Below are 16,863 nucleotides of genomic sequence, written 5' to 3'. Positions count from 1 at the left end.
GGCTCGTCCTAAGGCTGGGCGGATGTTAGGCGGGAGCCTTTGTCCGAGACAAGCCGTGCGGTTCAGCCGAGCAGGGCCACCGCCTTGAACTGCGCCCACAGCGCCTGGCCCGGATGCAGGCCGAGCTGGTCGTGCGAGTAGCGGGTGATGCGTGCCAGCAGCGGCTGGCCGGCCAGCTCCAGGCGCACTAGCACCTGGGCCGATGACTCGCCTTCGGCCAGGTCGAGCACGCGCACCGGCAGGCGGTTGATGATGCTGCTCGGGCCTGGTGGTTCGAGGCTCAGGCTGACGTCGCGGGCTGGCACCTTGAGGCGCAGCATTTGCCCGGCAGGCACCGCTGCGTGCGGTATGCGCAGGCGCTGCTCGCTGTTCGGCAGTTGCAATTCCAGCAGTTGATAGTGACTGTCGTGGCCGCACACTTGGGCGTGCAGCACGGTGCTGGCGGTGTCGCTCTGCGCCAGGGGTAGGTCGAGGCGCGGCAGCACCTCGTCGAGCGGGCCGCTGGCCAGTACGTGGCCGCTTTCCAGCAGCACCAGGTGGTCGGCCAGGCGCGCCACTTCGTCGGCGGCGTGGCTGACGTAGAGCATGGGGATGTCCAGCTCGTCGTGCAGGCGCTCCAGGTACGGCAGGATCTCCTGCTTGCGCTTGCTGTCCAGCGCCGCCAGTGGCTCGTCGAGCAGCAGCAGGCGTGGGCTGGTGAGCAGGGCGCGGGCGATGCCGACGCGCTGGCGCTCGCCGCCGGACAGGGTGTCCGGACGCCGTTCGAGCAGATGGCCGATACCCAGCAGTTGCACGGCCTGGTCGAGGTCGATACGCCGCGTGGCGGGGGCGATGCGCTTCTGTCCGTATTCGAGGTTGCCGCGCACGGACAGGTGCGGGAACAGGCTGGCCTCCTGGAACACATAGCCCAGCGCGCGTTTGTGCGGGGCGAGGAAGTGCCGGCGCGCGCTGTCCTGCCAGCACTCGTCGCCGATCATCACACGGCCCTGGGCGCCGCGCTCCAGGCCGGCGACGCAGCGCAGCAGGCTGGTCTTGCCCGAGCCCGAGGGGCCGAACAGTGCAGTGATGCCGCTCCCGGGCAGGTCCAGCGCGACCTGCAGGTGGAAGTCGGCGAAGGGCAGGTCCAGTTCGATATGCAGGCTCATGGGCTCAGGCCACCTTCATCGGAGGGCGGCCCTTGAAGTGCAGCACCAGCAGGATCAGGAAGGAGAACAGCAGCATGCCGCCGGCCAGCCAGTGCGCCTGGGCGTACTCCATGGCCTCGACATGGTTGAAGATCTGTACCGAGACCACGCGGGTCTTGTCCGGGATGTTGCCGCCGATCATCAGCACCACGCCGAATTCGCCGAGGGTATGGGCGAAGCCCAGCACGCTGGCGGTAAGGAAGCCGGGGCGGGCCAGTGGCAGCACCACGCTGACGAAGCAGTCCCAGGGGCTGGCGCGCAGGGTGGCGGCGACTTCGAGCGGGCGGCTGCCGATGGCCTCGAAGGCGTTCTGCAGCGGCTGCACGACGAAGGGCAGGGAATAGAAAAGCGAACCGACCACCAGGCCGGCGAAGGTGAAGGGCAGGGTGCCCAGGCCCAGGCTCTGGGTCAGCTGGCCAACCGGGCCATGGGGCCCCATGGCCACCAGCAGGTAGAAGCCGATCACGGTCGGCGGCAGCACCAGTGGCAGGGCCACCAGTGCGCCGATTGGCACCTTCAGCCAGGAGCGAGTATGCGCCAGCCACCAGGCGATGGGCGTACCCAGGGCCAGCAGCAGGACGGTGGTCAGGCTGGCCAGTTGCAGGGTCAGCCAGATCGCGGCGAAGTCGGCTCCGCTCAGGGGCATGGGGCGTTGAATCCTTGTAGGAGGCCCCGGCGTCGGCCGGGGCCCGTGATCACAGCTGGTAACCGTAGGCGCGGATGATGGTCGCGGCCTGTTCGCCACGCAGGTAGTCGAGCAGGGCCTTGGCCGCCGCGTTGTCCTTGCCCTTGTTCAGCAGCAGGGCGTCCTGACGGATCGGCTCATGCAGGTCGGCCGGCACCAGCCAGGCGGAACCCTCGCTGATTTTGCCGTCCTTGTACACCTGCGACAGCGCGACGAAGCCCAGCTCGGCGTTGCCACTGGCGACGAACTGGTGGGCCTGGGCGATGTTCTGGCCTTCGACCAGCTTGCCGGCCAGGGTCTGGGTCAGACCGAGCTTGTCCAGCACCTGGGTGGCGGCCAGGCCGTAGGGCGCGGTTTTCGGGTTGGCGATGGCCAGGTGCTTGAACTGATTGGCCTTGAGCACGGCGCCTTCGCTGTCGACGTAGCCGGCTTTCGGCGACCACAGCGCCAGGGAGCCGACCGCGTAGGTGAAGCGCGAGCCGGGCACGCTGTCGCCCTCGCTCTCCAGCTTGGCGGGAGTGGTGTCGTCGGCGGAGAGGAATACTTCGAAGGGCGCACCGTTCTTGATCTGCGCATAGAACTGCCCGGTGGCGCCGACGGAGGTGACTACCTTGTGCCCGCTGCTCTTTTCGAACTCGGCGGCGATGGCCTGCATCGGGGCGCTGAAGTTGGCGGCCACGGCGACCTGTACCTGGTCGGCGAGGGCGCTGCCGGCGAACACCAGGCTCAGGGCCAGGAGGCTGCGTTGCATGGTCTTGATCATGGGGAATTCCTTGTTGTGAGGGGTTGGGTTCAGCGAATGAAGTAGTCGGCCAGGCAGTCGATCAGCGCTGGCTTGGTGTTTTCCAGCCAGTGTTGCTGAGCGCGTGCCTGCCATTCCTCGGCGCGCTCCAGCGGCAGCTCGGGGGTGAACTGGGCGAGGTGCGTGGCGAGGCTGTCGAGGTTCACCGCGTAGCCGTTGCGTTCGATCCTCGCCAGCAGCTCACGCAGGGCTGCGCGCAGTTCGGCGCAGACGGGTTGCCCGCGCAGAATTTCCTGCTCGAGGGCGTGGCGGCTGGCGAGGAGGGTCATGGCGGTTACAGCAGGGTCAGGGTGTAGCTGACGATCAGGCGGTTCTCGTCCTGGTCGGCGGTGCTGGTGTTGCCACGCAGCGAGGCGTTACGCCAGGACAAGCCGAGACCTTTCAGGGCACCTTCCTGCAGGGTGTAGTCAAGGCGGAAGTCGCGCTCCCATTCCTTACGGTCGCCGCCGGCGGCGTCGATGTTGTCGCCGGACAGGTAGGTCACGGTGGCTTTCAGGCCCGGCACGCCGACCTTGGTGAAGTCGTAGGCATACTCGGCCAGCCAGGTGCGCTCACCGGCGGCGAGGAACTTGCCGATCTGGCGGTCGGTGATCAGGTAGGCGGTGGAGCCATCGCCCTGGTTGAGGAACGGGAAGGCGCTGTCACCGGAAACCTGCTGGTAGCCGCCGCTCAGTGCATGGCCGCCCAGGGTGTAGGTGAACAGGGCGCTCCAAGTCTGGTTGTCGACTTCGCCGCGGTCGCTGTCGCCCGCTTCCCAGTAGCCGTTGCTGAAGTAGCCTTCGGCGCGGCCGGCGGCGCTGGAGTTCTTGCCGTCGGAGCTGCTGTTGAAGTAGCGCAGGTCGGACTTCAGTGCACCCGGGCCGATGGCCCAGTTGTGGGTCAGGCCGAGGAAGTGCTGTTTGTAGAAGTCTTCCAGGTTGCCGTAGTAGTACTGCGCGAGCAGGTCCTTGGTGATCTTGTAGTCACCGCCGGCGAAGTAGAACTTGTTGCTGTCGACCACCGGGGTGCCAGTCGGCGCGGCGATGCGCAGGCCGATGTCGTCGGTGGAGGAGCGGGTCTTGGTGTGCTCGAGCTGACCAGCAGTCAGGGTCAGGTTGTCGATCTCGCTGGAGGTGATCTGGCCACCATCGAACAGCTGTGGCAGCAGGCGACCGTCGTTGAAGGTGACGACTGGCAGCTTCGGCTGCAGGGTGCCCAGGCGGCCCTCGGTCTTGGACACGCGCACCTTGGCGGTCACGCCGGCCTTGCTGTAGTCGTCACGGGCCTTGCCATCGCTATCCAGCGGGAACAGCTGGCCCGGTTTGCGGCTGTCGCTGACATCACCGTCACCACCGGCATCCAGCTTCAGACCCAGCAGGCCTACGGCATCCAGACCGAAGCCAACGGTGCCCTCGGTGAAACCGGAGCTGTAGTTGAAGAGGAAGCCCTGGCCCCACTCGTTGGCCTCGCCGCGGTTGTCGGCGGTGTTCTTGGTGTTCAGGTCGTAATAGAAATTACGCAGGCCGAGGGTGGCTTTGCTGTCTTCGATGAAGCCGGCGGCGCCTGCTTCCGTGGCCAGGGCGGCCAGGGAGACTGCGAGGGCCAGGGTGGATCTGTTCATGTGGATGCTCCGAGGTTGCTTTGTGGTTGTTCTGGATGAGAGCGAGGCCATCCCAACATATCGCTATATATAAATCTATATAGCGATAGGCGAACGCTTGATAGCCCCGGTTTCCTGGGGTGTTGCTGAAAAGGCTTGGGGAAAACGCGATGGCGGATCAGGCGTCAGATGCGCATGAGGCCAAAAGCTGACTTTAAAGTCAACAAAATTACCGGAGAGTGCAAGCCGGCTTCTTGCGTGGCATCTGTTCAACGGCCGCCCCGTTGGAGGACGAAGCGGCCGTTGCGGCTGCATCAGACGCGCACTTCCACGTGCTCGCCATTGAGGCGCACCGGCCACACCGGCAGCTGCTGCTCCGGGTATTCCAGGCAGGCGCCGTCGCTCAGGCGGAAGTGCTGCTTGTACAGCGGCGAGGCGATCACCATCTCACCCTGCAGGTGACCGATGATGCCGCGACCGATCACGTTGGCGCCGGATTTGGGGTCGCGGTTGCCGATGGCGAACAGTTGCTGCTCGCTGTCCGGCAGGTAGAACAGGGCGACCTGCTGGCCGCCGAGCAGGGCCACCACGCCGGAGTTGGGCACCAGGTCGGCGGCGCTGCACAGCGGCTGCCAGGCATGGTCGAGTTGGGTTGCAGTGCTCATCAGACGGCCTCCATGGTCACGGGGATCAGTTCGAGTTCGTTGTCGCGCGCCGGGCGGCGCTGGCCGCGTTCGCGGACGAAGTGGATATCCGGATCGCCGCCACGCTCGTTGACGAAGGTGCGGAAGCGCTTGAGCTTCTCCTCGTCCTTGAGCGCGTTGGCCCATTCGCATTCGTAGCGGTCGACCACCAGCTGCATCTGCGCTTCCAGCTCGTCGCCCAGACCCAGGCTGTCGTGGATGACCACATCCTTGAGGTAGTCCAGGCCGCCTTCCAGTGACTCGCGCCATACCGAGGTGCGCTGCAGCTTGTCGGCGGTGCGGATGTAGAACATCAGCACGCGGTCGATGTAGCGCACCAGGGTGGCGTCATCCAGGTCGGTGGCGAACAGCTCGGCGTGGCGTGGGCGCATGCCTCCGTTGCCGCAGACGTAGAGGTTCCAGCCGTTCTCGGTGGCAATCACGCCGATGTCCTTGCTCTGCGCCTCGGCGCATTCGCGGGTGCAGCCGCTGACGGCGAACTTGATCTTGTGCGGCGAACGCAGGCCCTTGTAGCGGTCCTCCAGCAGCAGCGCCATGCCGACGCTGTCCTGCACGCCGTAGCGGCACCAGGTGCTGCCGACGCAGCTCTTCACCGTACGCAGCGACTTACCGTAGGCGTGGCCGGTCTCGAAACCGGCGGCGATCAGCTCGCTCCAGATTTCCGGCAGTTCGTGCAGCTGGGCGCCGAACAGGTCGATGCGCTGGCCGCCGGTGATCTTGGTGTAGAGGTCGTACTTCTTCGCCACCGCGCCGATGGCGATCAGCCCGTCCGGGGTGATCTCGCCGCCGGGGATGCGCGGCACCACCGAGTAGGTGCCGTTCTTCTGCATGTTGGCCATGAAGGTGTCGTTGGTGTCCTGCAGCGGCACCAACGCCGGATTCATGATCGGGCGGTTCCAGCAGGAGGCGAGGATCGAGCCCACGGCCGGCTTGCAGATGTCGCAGCCGACATGGCCCTTGCCGTGCTTGGCCAGCAGCTCCTCGAAGCTCTCGATGTTCTCCACGCGGACGAAGTGGTAGAGCTCCTGGCGGGTGTAGGCGAAGTGCTCGCACAGGCTCTTGTCGACTTCCACGCCGCGGGCGGTCAGTTCGTGCTCGACCACCTGCTTGAGCAGCGCCGCGCAGCCGCCGCAACCGGTGGCCGCCTTGGTGCAGGCCTTGACCCCGGCGATGTCGCTGCAGCCACCGTCGATGGCCGAGCAGATCGCGCCCTTGCTGACGTTGTGGCAGGAGCAGATGGTGGCGGTATCGGGCAGGGCGTCGGCGCCCAGCGCCGGGGCGCCTTCGCCGGCCGGCATGATTAGGCTGGCCGGGTCTTCCGGCAGCTTGATGCCGTTCTGCGCGTACTGCAGCAGGGTGTCGTAGTAGCTGTTGTCGCCGACCAGTACGGCGCCGAGGACCTGCTTGCCGTCTGCCGACACCACCAGGCGGCGGTAGCTGGAGGTGGCCTCGTCGATGTAGCGGTAGCTCTTGGCTCCGGGCATGGCGCCGTGGGCGTCGCCGATGGAGCCAACGTCCACGCCGAGCAGCTTGAGCTTGGTCGACATGTCCGCACCGAGGAAGGGCGAGCCTTCCTGGCCGCACAGCTGCGCGGCCACCAGGCGGGCCATCTGGTAGCCGGGGGCGACCAGGCCGAAGATGCTGCCGTTCCACGCCGCGCACTCACCGATGGCGAAGATGTTTTCGTCGCTGGTCAGGCACTGGTCGTTGATGTTGATGCCGCCACGCGCGCCCAGCTCCAGGCCGCAGGCGCGGGCCAGGGCGTCCTGCGGGCGGATGCCGGCAGAGAAGACGATCAGGTCGGTCTCGAGGAAGTCGTCACCGGCGAAGTTCATCCGGTAGCGGTACTCGCTGCCAGCGCAGATCGACTGGGTGGCCTTGGACAGGTGCACGCCGACGCCCAGGTCCTCGATGCGCTGCTTCAGCGCGGCGCCGCCGAAGTCGTCCAGCTGCACCGGCATCAGCCGTGGAGCGAATTCCACCACATGGGCTTCCAGGCCCAGGGACTTCAGGGCGTTGGCCGCTTCCAGGCCGAGCAGGCCACCGCCGACCACCACGCCACGGCGCTTGCCGTTGGCGGCGGCGCGGATGCCGTCGAGATCATCGAGGGTGCGGTAGACCAGGCGCGAGTCGCCCTCGGCGCCTTCGATCGGCGGCACGAAGGGATAGGAGCCGGTGGCCAGCACCAGCTTGTCGTAGCCGAAGCGACCCTTGGCGGTGACCACTTCGCGCTTGGCGCGGTCGATCTCCAGCACCTGGACGCCGAGGTGCAGAGTCAGGCCTTCCGCTTCATAGAGAGAGGCGGCGCTCATGGCCAGGGATTCGGCATCGCGGCCGCCGAAGTATTCGGACAGGTGCACGCGGTCGTAGGCGCGCTGGGCTTCCTCGCCGAACACCTCGATGCGGTAGTGCGCCAGGGCGCCGCCCGCGAGCAGTTGCTCGACGCAGTTGTGGCCGACCATGCCGTTGCCGACGACGATCAGTCGTTGCTTGTCAGTGGTAGCTGCTGTGCTGTTCATAGCGTTTCCCGGCCAAAGCTCATCAGGTTTTTCCGCGGCAATAAAAAAGGCGCCTGAAACCTTGCGGTCTCAGGCGCCTTTGCCTGTTCTGTGCGATGCCGTCGCGGGGCATCGTTGTCACCCATGCATTCGATCGCCATTGATCGACTGGGCCGCCCGTATACAACGGGCTCGATGGGGGGTATGCAGTGGCTGTGCCAGTTTTTTCCAATGCTGCTGCAGCCCTTGCTGCATGGGCTTCTGCGCATGGCAGCGGGCAAGCCTGATGCACTGCGCCGAGACCCAAAAGGAGGCGCGCGGCGCTCGCGCTGCCCCAATCTGAATCGTATCGGTGCAGGGCAATTTGCCCCTGTTGTTACCCTGCAGACCGCATGCTGGCTGCGCTTGCGCCGTCTTCACCGAGGCTGGCGCGTGCCTTGCTATGGCTCTGGTACCGGCAATCAATGTGGATTGCCAGATCACGACAAAGGCGCCGTGTTGCTCCCGCTTCAAGCGGAGGGTGGCATGGCGCCTTTGCTTTTGGCGGATGGGAAGGCATGGCGGAGAAGACGATACGGAGCGTATGCCCATACTGCGGCGTCGGCTGCGGCATCGTCATGCAGGTGGCCGATGGAAAAGTGGTGAAGGTGGCCGGCGACAAACAGCACCCGAGCAACTTCGGCCGCCTGTGCACCAAGGGCAGCTCCTGCCACCAGCCGCTGGCCGAGTCCGGGCGCATGGAGCATGCCTATCTGCGCGATGAGCGTGCCCAGGAGCCGGTACAGACGCCGCTGGCCGAGGCTATCGCCAGTGCCGCTCGGCGCCTGCGTGCGATCCTCGATGAGCACGGTCCTGATGCCATCGCCCTGTATGTATCCGGGCAGATGTCGCTGGAGGCGCAGTACCTGGCCAACAAACTGGTGAAGGGCTACTTGGGCAGCAACCAGATCGAGTCCAACTCACGCCTGTGCATGGCCAGCGCCGGCAGCGGCTACAAGCTGTCGCTGGGCGCCGATGGCCCACCCGGTTCGTACCAGGATTTCGACAAGGCCGATCTGTTCTTCGTTATCGGCGCCAATATGGCCGACTGCCACCCGATCCTGTTCCTGAGGATGATGGACAGGGTCAAGGCCGGCGCCAGACTGATAGTGGTCGACCCGCGGCGCAACGCCACAGCGGACAAGGCTGGCCTGTTCCTGCAGATCAAGCCAGGCACCGACCTGGCGCTGCTCAATGGTCTGCTGCATCTGTTACATGTGAGCGGCCACACCAATCCAGCTTTTATTGCGCAGTTCACCGAAGGCTGGGAGGTCATGCCCGACTTCCTCGCCGAGTACACGCCGGCGTGGGTCGCCGAGCTGACCGGCCTGCCCGAGGCCGCCATTCGCCAGGCGGCGCAGTGGATCGGTGAGGCGGGGGAGTGGATGAGCTGCTGGACCATGGGACTCAACCAGAGCACCCACGGCACCTGGAACACCAACGCCATCTGCAACCTGCACCTGGCTACTGGAGCTATTTGTAGACCCGGCAGCGGACCGTTCTCGCTGACCGGCCAGCCCAACGCCATGGGTGGCCGCGAGATGGGCTATATGGGGCCCGGCTTGCCTGGGCAGCGCTCGGTGCTAGTGGAGGACGACCGCGCCTTTGTCGAGAACGTTTGGGGCGTGCCGGCCGGCACCCTGCACACGCGCCTGGGCGGCGGCACCGTGGCACTGTTCGAGGATATGGCCGCGGGCAAGGTAAAGGCCTGCTGGATCATCTGCACCAACCCGGTGGCGAGCATGGCCAACCGCGGCAAGGTGATCGAGGGGCTCAAGGCCGCCGAGCTGGTGATCGCCCAGGACGCCTTCCTCGACACCGAGACCAACCGTTATGCCGACATCCTCCTGCCCGGCGCCCTGTGGGCCGAGGCCGAGGGGGTGATGATCAACTCCGAGCGCAACCTGAGCCTGATGCAACAGGCCGTGTCGCCGCCCGGCGAGGCCATGGCCGACTGGCAGATCATTGCCCGCGTGGCCTGCGCCATGGGCTTTGCCGAGGCCTTCACGTACGCCTCGGCGGCCGAAGTGTTCGAGGAGATCAAGCGCTTCCACAACCCCAAGACCGGCTACGACCTGCGCGGCGCCAGCCATGCGCGCCTGCGCGAGACGCCGCTGCAGTGGCCGTGCGCGAACGGGGAGGGCGAAGACCGCGCGCCGATCCGCTACCTCAACGACGGCATCAGCCAGCAGCTCAAGCTTGCCGAGGATGGCAGCACGCCGCGCATCGTCTTTGCCACGCCCAGCGGCAAGGGCCAGTTCTTCGCCCGCCCGCACCTCGACCCGGCGGAAATGCCCGATGCCGACTTCCCCTTCGTGCTCAACACCGGGCGCCTGCAGCACCAGTGGCACACCCTGACCAAGACCGGCAAGGTCGCCACCCTGAACAAGCTCAACCCCGGGCCCTTCGTCGAGGTGCACCCGGAAGACGCCGAGAGTCTCGGCGTGCGCGACAAGGATCATCTGGAGATCCGCTCACGGCGTGGGCACGCCGTGCTGCCGGTGCTGGTCACCGACCGCGTACTGCCCGGCGGCTGCTTCGCCCCGTTCCACTGGAACGATGTGTACGGCGACAACCTGGCGATCAACGCGCTGACCAGCGACGCCGTCGACCCCATCTCGCAGCAGCCGGAATTCAAGTTCTGCGCCGTCAGCCTGCGCCGCGTCGAGCTGATCGACCACCAGTTCCTAGAGACGCCCGCCAGCGCGGCGAGCGATTCGACCCTTTCCGAACCTTTGTCCGAGGAACTCGATATGTCGCATATCGACGCATTCGCCAACCTTCTCGGCGTCGCCATTGGCACGCCACCGGTACTCAGCGACAGCGAGCGCACCTATATGGCCGGCTTCGTCGGCGGCCTGCGCGCCAACCCCATGGGCGGCGTGCCCAGCCTGCCGAGTCAGGCGCCGCTGGCCGAGCCGACCCGCCTGTGGCTGGATGGTTTGCTGGCCGGTATGTTCAGTCGCGTGGCCTCAGGTGCACCGCTGCAATTGGCGGGTGAAGTGTCGGACGGTCGTACCCCGGTGACCTTGTTGTGGGCCTCGCAGACCGGCAATACCGAGGCTCTGGCGGAGCGCTTCGCCGGGCAACTCAGGGCCGCCGGTTGCGCCGTGGAGCTGGCCGGCATGTCCGGCTATCCGCTGGAGAAACTCGGCAGCGCCGGCAACCTGCTGCTGCTCAGCAGCACCTTTGGCGACGGCGATGCGCCGGACAGCGGCCAGGGTTTCTGGGATCAGCTCAAGGCCAGCTCGGCCGATCTGGCTGCGCTGCGCTATGCGGTGCTGGCCCTGGGCGACCCCAATTACGACCAGTTCTGCCAGCACGGCAAGAACCTCGACGGGCGCCTGGCCGAGCTGGGTGCCAGCCGCCTGGTCGCGCGGGTCGACTGTGACACCGAGTTCGAGGCGCCGGCCGCGGCCTGGCTGGCCGGGCTGCTGCCGATGCTCATGCCTGCTGCGGCCACACCGCCGGTGGTCGACATGGAGCCGGCTGTAGTTTCTGTGCCGGGCGTGAGCAAGGAGCAGCCGGTCGTCGCGCGTCAGGTGATCAACCTGCGCCTGAATACCGCCGGAGCGAGTAAGGACACCCGTCAGTTTGGTTTTGCCATCGGTGATTCCAGCCTCGCCTACGAGGCCGGCGATGCCCTCGGCGTATGGCCGCGCAACTGCCCAGAGCTGGTCGCCGAGGTGTTGCAGCTGGCGCGCCTCAATGGCGATCAGCTGGTCAGCGTGGCCAAGGTTGGCGACCTGCCGCTGCGCGAGGCGCTGACCTCTCACTACGAGATAGCCAGGCCGAGCAACGAGGCCCTGGCGCTGGTCGCCGAACGTAGTGGCAGCGCCGAGCTGCGCGGCCTGCTGACGAATAAAGAGCAATTGAAGGATTGGCTGTGGGGCCGCCAGTTGGCCGATGTGCTGCAGGCCTTTCCTGTCGAATATCGCGCGGAGGAGCTGCTGGCCAGCCTCAAGCGTCTGCAACCGCGTCTGTATTCGATTTCCTCCAGTCCCAAGGCGCACGCCGGCGAGTTGCACCTGACCGTTTCGGCGGTGCGCTATGGCAAGCGCAAGGGCGTGGCCTCGACCTTCCTCGCCGACCGGTTGGGCGGAGGCGAAGTGCCATTGTTCGTGCAGACCAACAAGCATTTCCGCGTGCCGGCCGACGGTGATGTGCCGATGATCATGATCGGCCCCGGCACCGGGGTGGCTCCGTTCCGCGGCTTCCTCAACGAGCGCCGTGCGCGTGGCGATGCTGGCCGCAACTGGCTGTTCTTCGGCGAGCAGCACGCGGCCAGCGACTTCTATTACCGCGACGAGCTCAAGGCGATGCAGCACGACGGCCTGCTGACTCAGCTGAGCCTGGCCTTCTCCCGCGACCAGGCGCAGAAGATCTACGTGCAGGACCGCATCCGCGAGCAGGGCGCCGAGCTGTGGCGCTGGCTGCAGGAGGGCGCGCAGGTTTACGTCTGTGGCGATGCCAGTCGCATGGCCAAGGATGTCGATGCGGCCCTACGCGAGGTGGCCCGCGAGCATGGCGCGCTGAGCGAGGACAAGGCCGCCGAGTTCATCCGTGGCCTGGCGGAGCAGAAGCGCTATCTGCGCGATGTGTACTGAAATTCGGGCGGATATCCGCCTGGTGTTGGCGGATATCCGCCAAGGCTGATGGTTATCAATCAACTGGTTTAAAATTAAATCATTGAAAAATAAGGATATTTTTACGTTTTAAGGTTTGGCACAGCGCTTGCCATTGGGACTGCAGCCCGTTCGCGGGTAACTCAACAACAAGACCCTCCAGAAAGGAGGGGCAAGCGCCATAGCCGCAATGCTCGGAAGGAACTCCGGGTGCTTGCCGCGAAGAGGAACTGCCATGACCCGCACCCCCTTGTACAAGAGCCTGTATATCCAGGTACTGGTGGCCATCGCCGTCGGTATTCTGCTCGGTCACTTCTATCCGGAAACCGGCGTAGCGCTTAAGCCGCTCGGCGACGGTTTCGTCAAACTGATCAAGATGGTCATCGCCCCCATCATCTTCTGCACCGTCGTCAGCGGTATCGCTGGCATGCAGGACATGAAGGCCGTGGGCAAGACCGGCGGTTACGCACTGCTGTACTTCGAGATCGTCTCCACCGTGGCCCTGATCATCGGCCTGGTCGTGGTCAACATCGTCGAGCCGGGCGTCGGCATGCATGTCGACCCGAGCACCCTGGATGCCAGCAGCATCGCCGCCTATGCCAAGGCCGGTGAGTCGCAGAGCACCGTAGCCTTCCTGCTCAACGTGATTCCGGCCACCGTGGTCGGTGCGTTCGCCAACGGCGACATCCTGCAGGTCCTGTTCTTCTCGGTGATCTTCGCCTTCGCCCTGCAGCGCATGGGTGACTACGGCAAGCCGGTCCTGGAGTTCATCAACCGCATCGCCCACGTGATGTTCGGCATCATCAACATGATCATGAAGGTCGCCCCGATCGGTGCCTTCGGCGCCATGGCCTTCACCATCGGCCAGTACGGCGTCGGCTCGCTGGTGCAGCTGGGCCAGCTGATGATCTGCTTCTACATCACCTGCGTGTTCTTCATCCTCGTGGTGCTGGGCGGTATCGCCCGCGCCCACGGCTTCAGCATCCTCAAGTTCATCAAGTACATCCGTGAGGAACTGATGATCGTGCTGGGCACCTCGTCCTCCGAGTCGGCTCTGCCGCGCATGCTGGACAAGATGGAGAAGCTCGGCGCGAAGAAGAACGTGGTCGGCCTGGTGATACCTACCGGCTACTCCTTCAACCTGGACGGCACCTCGATCTACCTGACCATGGCCGCCGTGTTCATCGCCCAGGCCACCGACACCACCATGGACATCAGCCACCAGCTGACCCTGCTAGCGGTGCTACTGATCGCCTCCAAGGGCGCCGCTGGCGTCACCGGTTCGGGCTTCATCGTGCTGGCCGCGACCCTGTCCGCCGTGGGCCATCTGCCGGTGGCCGGCCTGGCGCTGATCCTCGGCATCGATCGCTTCATGTCCGAGGCCCGCGCGCTGACCAACCTGATCGGCAACGGCGTAGCCACCATCGTGGTCGCCAAGTGGTGCAAGCAGCTGGACGAAGACACCCTGCAGCGCCAGCTCAATGGCGGCGGCAAGAACCCGCTGCCGACCAGCGCCGAGATCGTTTGATTCCGTGTTTACCGCTCGCCCCGCGAGCGGTCTCTCCTGGCCCGCCTTCTGGCGGGCTTTTTTTGCCCCGTAGAAAGTGCGGCCGCCAGCGCTGTTCGCGTTGTGACCGGGTGGACTGATTGCCGCCTCGTCTTTTCCTCAGCGCCGGCTCTGGCTAAGCTGCGGTTCCGCCCATGCAGCAGAGGCTCTCCCATGTCGCAGCAACGGCCTGCCGCCGATATCGCCCGAATGATCCTCGATGGTTTCGATGACTATCGTGCCCACTTCCGCGAGATCACCAACGGCGCCCGCGCCCGCTTCGAGCAGGCCCAGTGGCAGGAGGCGCAGAGTGCCTCGGCCGCACGGATCAACCTGTACGAGGAGAAGGTGGCGGAAGTCACCGGTCACCTGCGCCAGTCCTTCGCCGACGAGCAACTGCTGGACATCGACCTGTGGCCGCTGGCCAAGAGCGCCTATATCGGCCTGATCGACCTGCGTAACGACGATGAGCTGGCAGAGACCTGGTACAACTCGATCTTCTGCGGCCTGTTCAGCCATGACCAGATCAGCGATGGCTGCATGTTCATCCACACCACCCGGCCCTCGCTGCGCCCGCACGAGCGCACACCGCAGACGCGCAGCTACCAGCCGCGTGGCGACCTCAACCAGGCGCTGCGGCAGATCTTCACCGACTACAGCTACGCCGTGGCCTTCGACGATCTGGACCGCGACGTGGCCAAGCTGGAGCAGCAGCTGCGCGCCAACCTGCCGGACTGGGTGTGCAAGGACCAGCAGCTGACCATCGAGCTGTTCTCCTCGACCCTGTACCGCAACAAGGGCGCCTACCTGGTGGGGCGCATCTATACCCCGGACGAGCAGTGGCCGCTGGTGTTCCCGCTGCTGCACCGCGAGGGCCAGGGCATCCAGATCGATACGCTGATCACCGACGAGGCGGAAGTCTCGATCATCTTCTCCTTCACCCGTTCCTATTTCATGGTGCGAGTGGAGATTCCGGCGGAGTTCATCGGCTTCCTCAAGCGCATCCTGCCGGGCAAGCACATCGCCGAGCTGTACACCTCGATCGGTTTCTACAAGCACGGCAAGTCGGAGTTCTACCGCTCCCTGATCAACCACCTGGCCGGCACCGACGACAAGTTCATCATGGCCCCCGGTGTGCGCGGCATGGTGATGAGCGTGTTCACCCTGCCGGGCTTCAACACCGTGTTCAAGATCATCAAGGACCGCTTCTCGCCGTCGAAGAACGTCGACCACAACACGGTGATCGAGAAGTACCGCCTGGTGAAGAGCGTCGACCGGGTAGGGCGCATGGCCGATACCCAGGAGTTCTCCGACTTCCGCTTCCCGCTGTCCAAGTTCGACCCGGAATGCCTGGCCGAGCTGCTGGAAGTGGCTCCGTCCACAGTCGAGATCGAGAACGGCGACACCGTGCTGATCCGCCACTGCTGGACCGAGCGGCGCATGACCCCGCTGAACATCTACCTGGAGCACGCCAACGAGGCCCAGGTGAAGGAGGCACTGGAGGACTACGGCCTGGCCATCAAGCAGCTGGCCGCAGCCAACATCTTCCCTGGCGACATGCTGCTGAAGAACTTCGGCGTCACCCGTCACGGCCGCGTGGTGTTCTACGACTACGACGAGATCAGCTACCTGACCGAGGTGAACTTCCGCCGCATCCCGCCGCCACGCTACGAGGAGGACGAGATGTCCAGCGAGCCGTGGTATTCGGTGGGGCCGAACGACGTGTTTCCCGAGGAGTTCCCGCGCTTCCTGTTCGTCGATATCGGCCAGCGCCGGCTGTTCAGCCAGTTGCATGGCGATCTCTACGAGGCCGATTACTGGAAGGGGCTGCAGGATGCGATCCGCGCCGGTAAGGTGATCGACGTGTTTCCGTACCGGCGCAAGGCCGACCTGATCGCCTGAAGCCGGCGCCATTCGGGCGTTTGCCACTAAAGCCTTACCGTTCGTCAGGGATTTGGGGGTTGCGTGCTGGCCATGTGCCGGTTTAGCACGGATGTGCTAGACCAAATGATCAAGGCCAGGAAGTAACCTCTCCCAACATCCAAGGACGGTATGCCTATGCGTCAGAACCTGCCGGTGACTCAGCGCGAGCGCACTTTTGCTGCCGACGAGCGGCTGATCTCCACGACCGACCTGAATAGCAAGATCACCTACTGCAACGACGCCTTCGTCGAGATCAGTGGCTTCACCCGTGAGGAGCTGATCGGCCAGCCGCACAACCTGGTGCGCCACCCGGACATGCCGCCTGCGGTGTTCGGCCACATGTGGGACACCATCAAGCAGGGCAAGCCGTGGATGGGCGTGGTCAAGAATCGCTCGAAGAACGGCGACTTTTACTGGGTCAGCGCCTACGTCACGCCTATCTACGAGAACGGCAAGATGGCCGGTTACGAGTCGGTGCGTTCGCTGCCGAACGAGGCGCAGAAGCGCCGTGCCGAAGCCCTATACGCCCGCCTGCGGGCTGGCAAGCCGCCGGTGCCGAAGCTCGAATACTGGACCTACGATCTGCTGCGTTCCTGGCCGGTGATAGTCGCCGCGCTGATCATCATGGCCGGCGCGTTGCTGTTGCCAGAAAAAATGCAGATTCCGCAGATCGTGCTGGTGATGTTCGCCCTCGGCTCCTTCCAGCTGTACAGCAAGCGGCAGATGATCCGCCGTACCCTGGCCGAGCATCCCCGAGCCTTCACCAGCGCTCTGGTGGCGCTGACCTACAGCGACAACCGCGGCGCCCAGGGCCTGCTGGACATGGCCATGATCAGCGAGGAGGCGCGCCTGCAGACCGCGTTGACGCGCTTGGAGGATGCCGGCGAGAACGTGCGCCAGCGCGCCGCCCAGTCTGCAGACCTGTCACGCTCCAGCGCCGACCTGCTGGAACAGCAGCGTAGTGAGACGGACCAGTCGGCCACCGCGATCAACCAGATGGCGGCGACCATTCAGGAGGTGGCGAGCAACGTACAGAGCACCACCCATGCCGCCGAAGAGGCCGATCGCCTGGCGTTGCAGGGGCGTGACCTGGCTGGCGGCAGCCTGCAGGCCATGCAGCAGATGGCTGGCGCGGTGCATGAGATCGGCCAGGCGGTGAACGAACTGGCCGAGTCGACCCAGTCCATCGGCAGCGTGGCCGACGTGATCACCTCCATCGCCGAACAGACCAACCTGCTGGCGCTCAACGCGGCCATCGAGGCGGCGCGTGCCGGCGAG

11 protein-coding genes are annotated in these 16,863 nt (G+C 65.3%); 4 read left to right on the top strand and 7 right to left on the bottom strand.

Annotated features, from left to right (window positions below):
• Positions 1-62: 62 nt before the first annotated feature.
• The 7 genes from modC to nirB all read right to left on the bottom strand — a co-directional run bounded on the left by modC (position 63) and on the right by nirB (position 7,473).
• Positions 63-1,145, bottom strand: a complete 1,083-nt coding sequence (modC, locus tag IP89_RS09580) for a molybdenum ABC transporter ATP-binding protein (protein ID WP_043309234.1) — start codon at positions 1,143-1,145, stop codon at positions 63-65.
• A 4-nt stretch (positions 1,146-1,149) separates the two neighbouring features.
• On the bottom strand, positions 1,150-1,830 hold the full coding sequence (gene modB / locus IP89_RS09575) for a molybdate ABC transporter permease subunit (protein ID WP_043309233.1): 681 nt from the start codon (positions 1,828-1,830) through the stop codon (positions 1,150-1,152).
• Between the two features lie 49 nt (positions 1,831-1,879).
• Positions 1,880-2,632 (bottom strand): molybdate ABC transporter substrate-binding protein, encoded by a 753-nt coding sequence (modA, locus tag IP89_RS09570; protein WP_043309231.1) that lies wholly within the window; start codon positions 2,630-2,632, stop codon positions 1,880-1,882.
• Between the two features lie 29 nt (positions 2,633-2,661).
• A complete protein-coding gene (locus tag IP89_RS09565) occupies positions 2,662-2,940 on the bottom strand; it encodes a hypothetical protein (RefSeq protein ID WP_043309230.1) in 279 nt (92 codons plus the stop codon).
• A 5-nt stretch (positions 2,941-2,945) separates the two neighbouring features.
• On the bottom strand, positions 2,946-4,271 hold the full coding sequence (locus IP89_RS09560; RefSeq protein WP_043309229.1) for an OprD family porin: 1,326 nt from the start codon (positions 4,269-4,271) through the stop codon (positions 2,946-2,948).
• Positions 4,272-4,564: 293 nt separating this feature from the next.
• Complete coding sequence (nirD, locus tag IP89_RS09555) at positions 4,565-4,915, bottom strand: nitrite reductase small subunit NirD (protein ID WP_043309227.1); 351 nt, start codon at positions 4,913-4,915, stop codon at positions 4,565-4,567.
• Positions 4,915-7,473 (bottom strand): nitrite reductase large subunit NirB, encoded by a 2,559-nt coding sequence (gene nirB / locus IP89_RS09550; protein ID WP_043309226.1) that lies wholly within the window; start codon positions 7,471-7,473, stop codon positions 4,915-4,917. Before nirB ends, nirD begins: the two co-directional genes overlap by 1 nt.
• A 536-nt stretch (positions 7,474-8,009) precedes the next feature.
• Between nirB and IP89_RS09545 the strand changes: the two genes are divergently transcribed.
• The 4 genes from IP89_RS09545 to IP89_RS09530 all read left to right on the top strand — a co-directional run.
• Complete coding sequence (locus tag IP89_RS09545) at positions 8,010-12,098, top strand: bifunctional nitrate reductase/sulfite reductase flavoprotein subunit alpha (RefSeq protein ID WP_043309225.1); 4,089 nt, start codon at positions 8,010-8,012, stop codon at positions 12,096-12,098.
• A gap of 253 nt (positions 12,099-12,351) precedes the next feature.
• Positions 12,352-13,644 (top strand): dicarboxylate/amino acid:cation symporter, encoded by a 1,293-nt coding sequence (locus tag IP89_RS09540; protein WP_043309224.1) that lies wholly within the window; start codon positions 12,352-12,354, stop codon positions 13,642-13,644.
• Between the two features lie 192 nt (positions 13,645-13,836).
• The gene (aceK, locus tag IP89_RS09535) at positions 13,837-15,564 is read left to right on the top strand and encodes a bifunctional isocitrate dehydrogenase kinase/phosphatase (protein ID WP_043309223.1); all 1,728 of its coding nucleotides are present in this window, start codon (positions 13,837-13,839) and stop codon (positions 15,562-15,564) included.
• A 156-nt stretch (positions 15,565-15,720) separates the two neighbouring features.
• Positions 15,721-16,863 (top strand): PAS domain-containing protein (locus IP89_RS09530; protein WP_043309222.1); only part of this gene is annotated, 1,143 nt, incomplete at its 3' end.

Source organism: Pseudomonas sp. ML96, assembly GCF_000761545.1.
Taxonomy (GTDB): Bacteria; Pseudomonadota; Gammaproteobacteria; order Pseudomonadales; family Pseudomonadaceae; genus Aquipseudomonas.
The sequence above is the reverse complement of the archived record's forward strand: the minus strand, read 5'-3'. Positions and strand labels throughout refer to the sequence as shown.

Bases quoted from the DNA above. Each gene is read 5' to 3' on its own strand.
- modC (WP_043309234.1), bottom strand. From the start codon at position 1,145: ATGAGCCTGCATATCGAACTGGACCTGCCCTTCGCCGACTTCCACCTG.
- modB (WP_043309233.1), bottom strand. From the start codon at position 1,830: ATGCCCCTGAGCGGAGCCGACTTCGCCGCGATCTGGCTGACCCTGCAA.
- modA (WP_043309231.1), bottom strand. From the start codon at position 2,632: ATGATCAAGACCATGCAACGCAGCCTCCTGGCCCTGAGCCTGGTGTTC.
- IP89_RS09565 (WP_043309230.1), bottom strand. From the start codon at position 2,940: ATGACCCTCCTCGCCAGCCGCCACGCCCTCGAGCAGGAAATTCTGCGC.
- IP89_RS09560 (WP_043309229.1), bottom strand. From the start codon at position 4,271: ATGAACAGATCCACCCTGGCCCTCGCAGTCTCCCTGGCCGCCCTGGCC.
- nirD (WP_043309227.1), bottom strand. From the start codon at position 4,915: ATGAGCACTGCAACCCAACTCGACCATGCCTGGCAGCCGCTGTGCAGC.
- nirB (WP_043309226.1), bottom strand. From the start codon at position 7,473: ATGAACAGCACAGCAGCTACCACTGACAAGCAACGACTGATCGTCGTC.
- IP89_RS09545 (WP_043309225.1), top strand. From the start codon at position 8,010: ATGGCGGAGAAGACGATACGGAGCGTATGCCCATACTGCGGCGTCGGC.
- IP89_RS09540 (WP_043309224.1), top strand. From the start codon at position 12,352: ATGACCCGCACCCCCTTGTACAAGAGCCTGTATATCCAGGTACTGGTG.
- aceK (WP_043309223.1), top strand. From the start codon at position 13,837: ATGTCGCAGCAACGGCCTGCCGCCGATATCGCCCGAATGATCCTCGAT.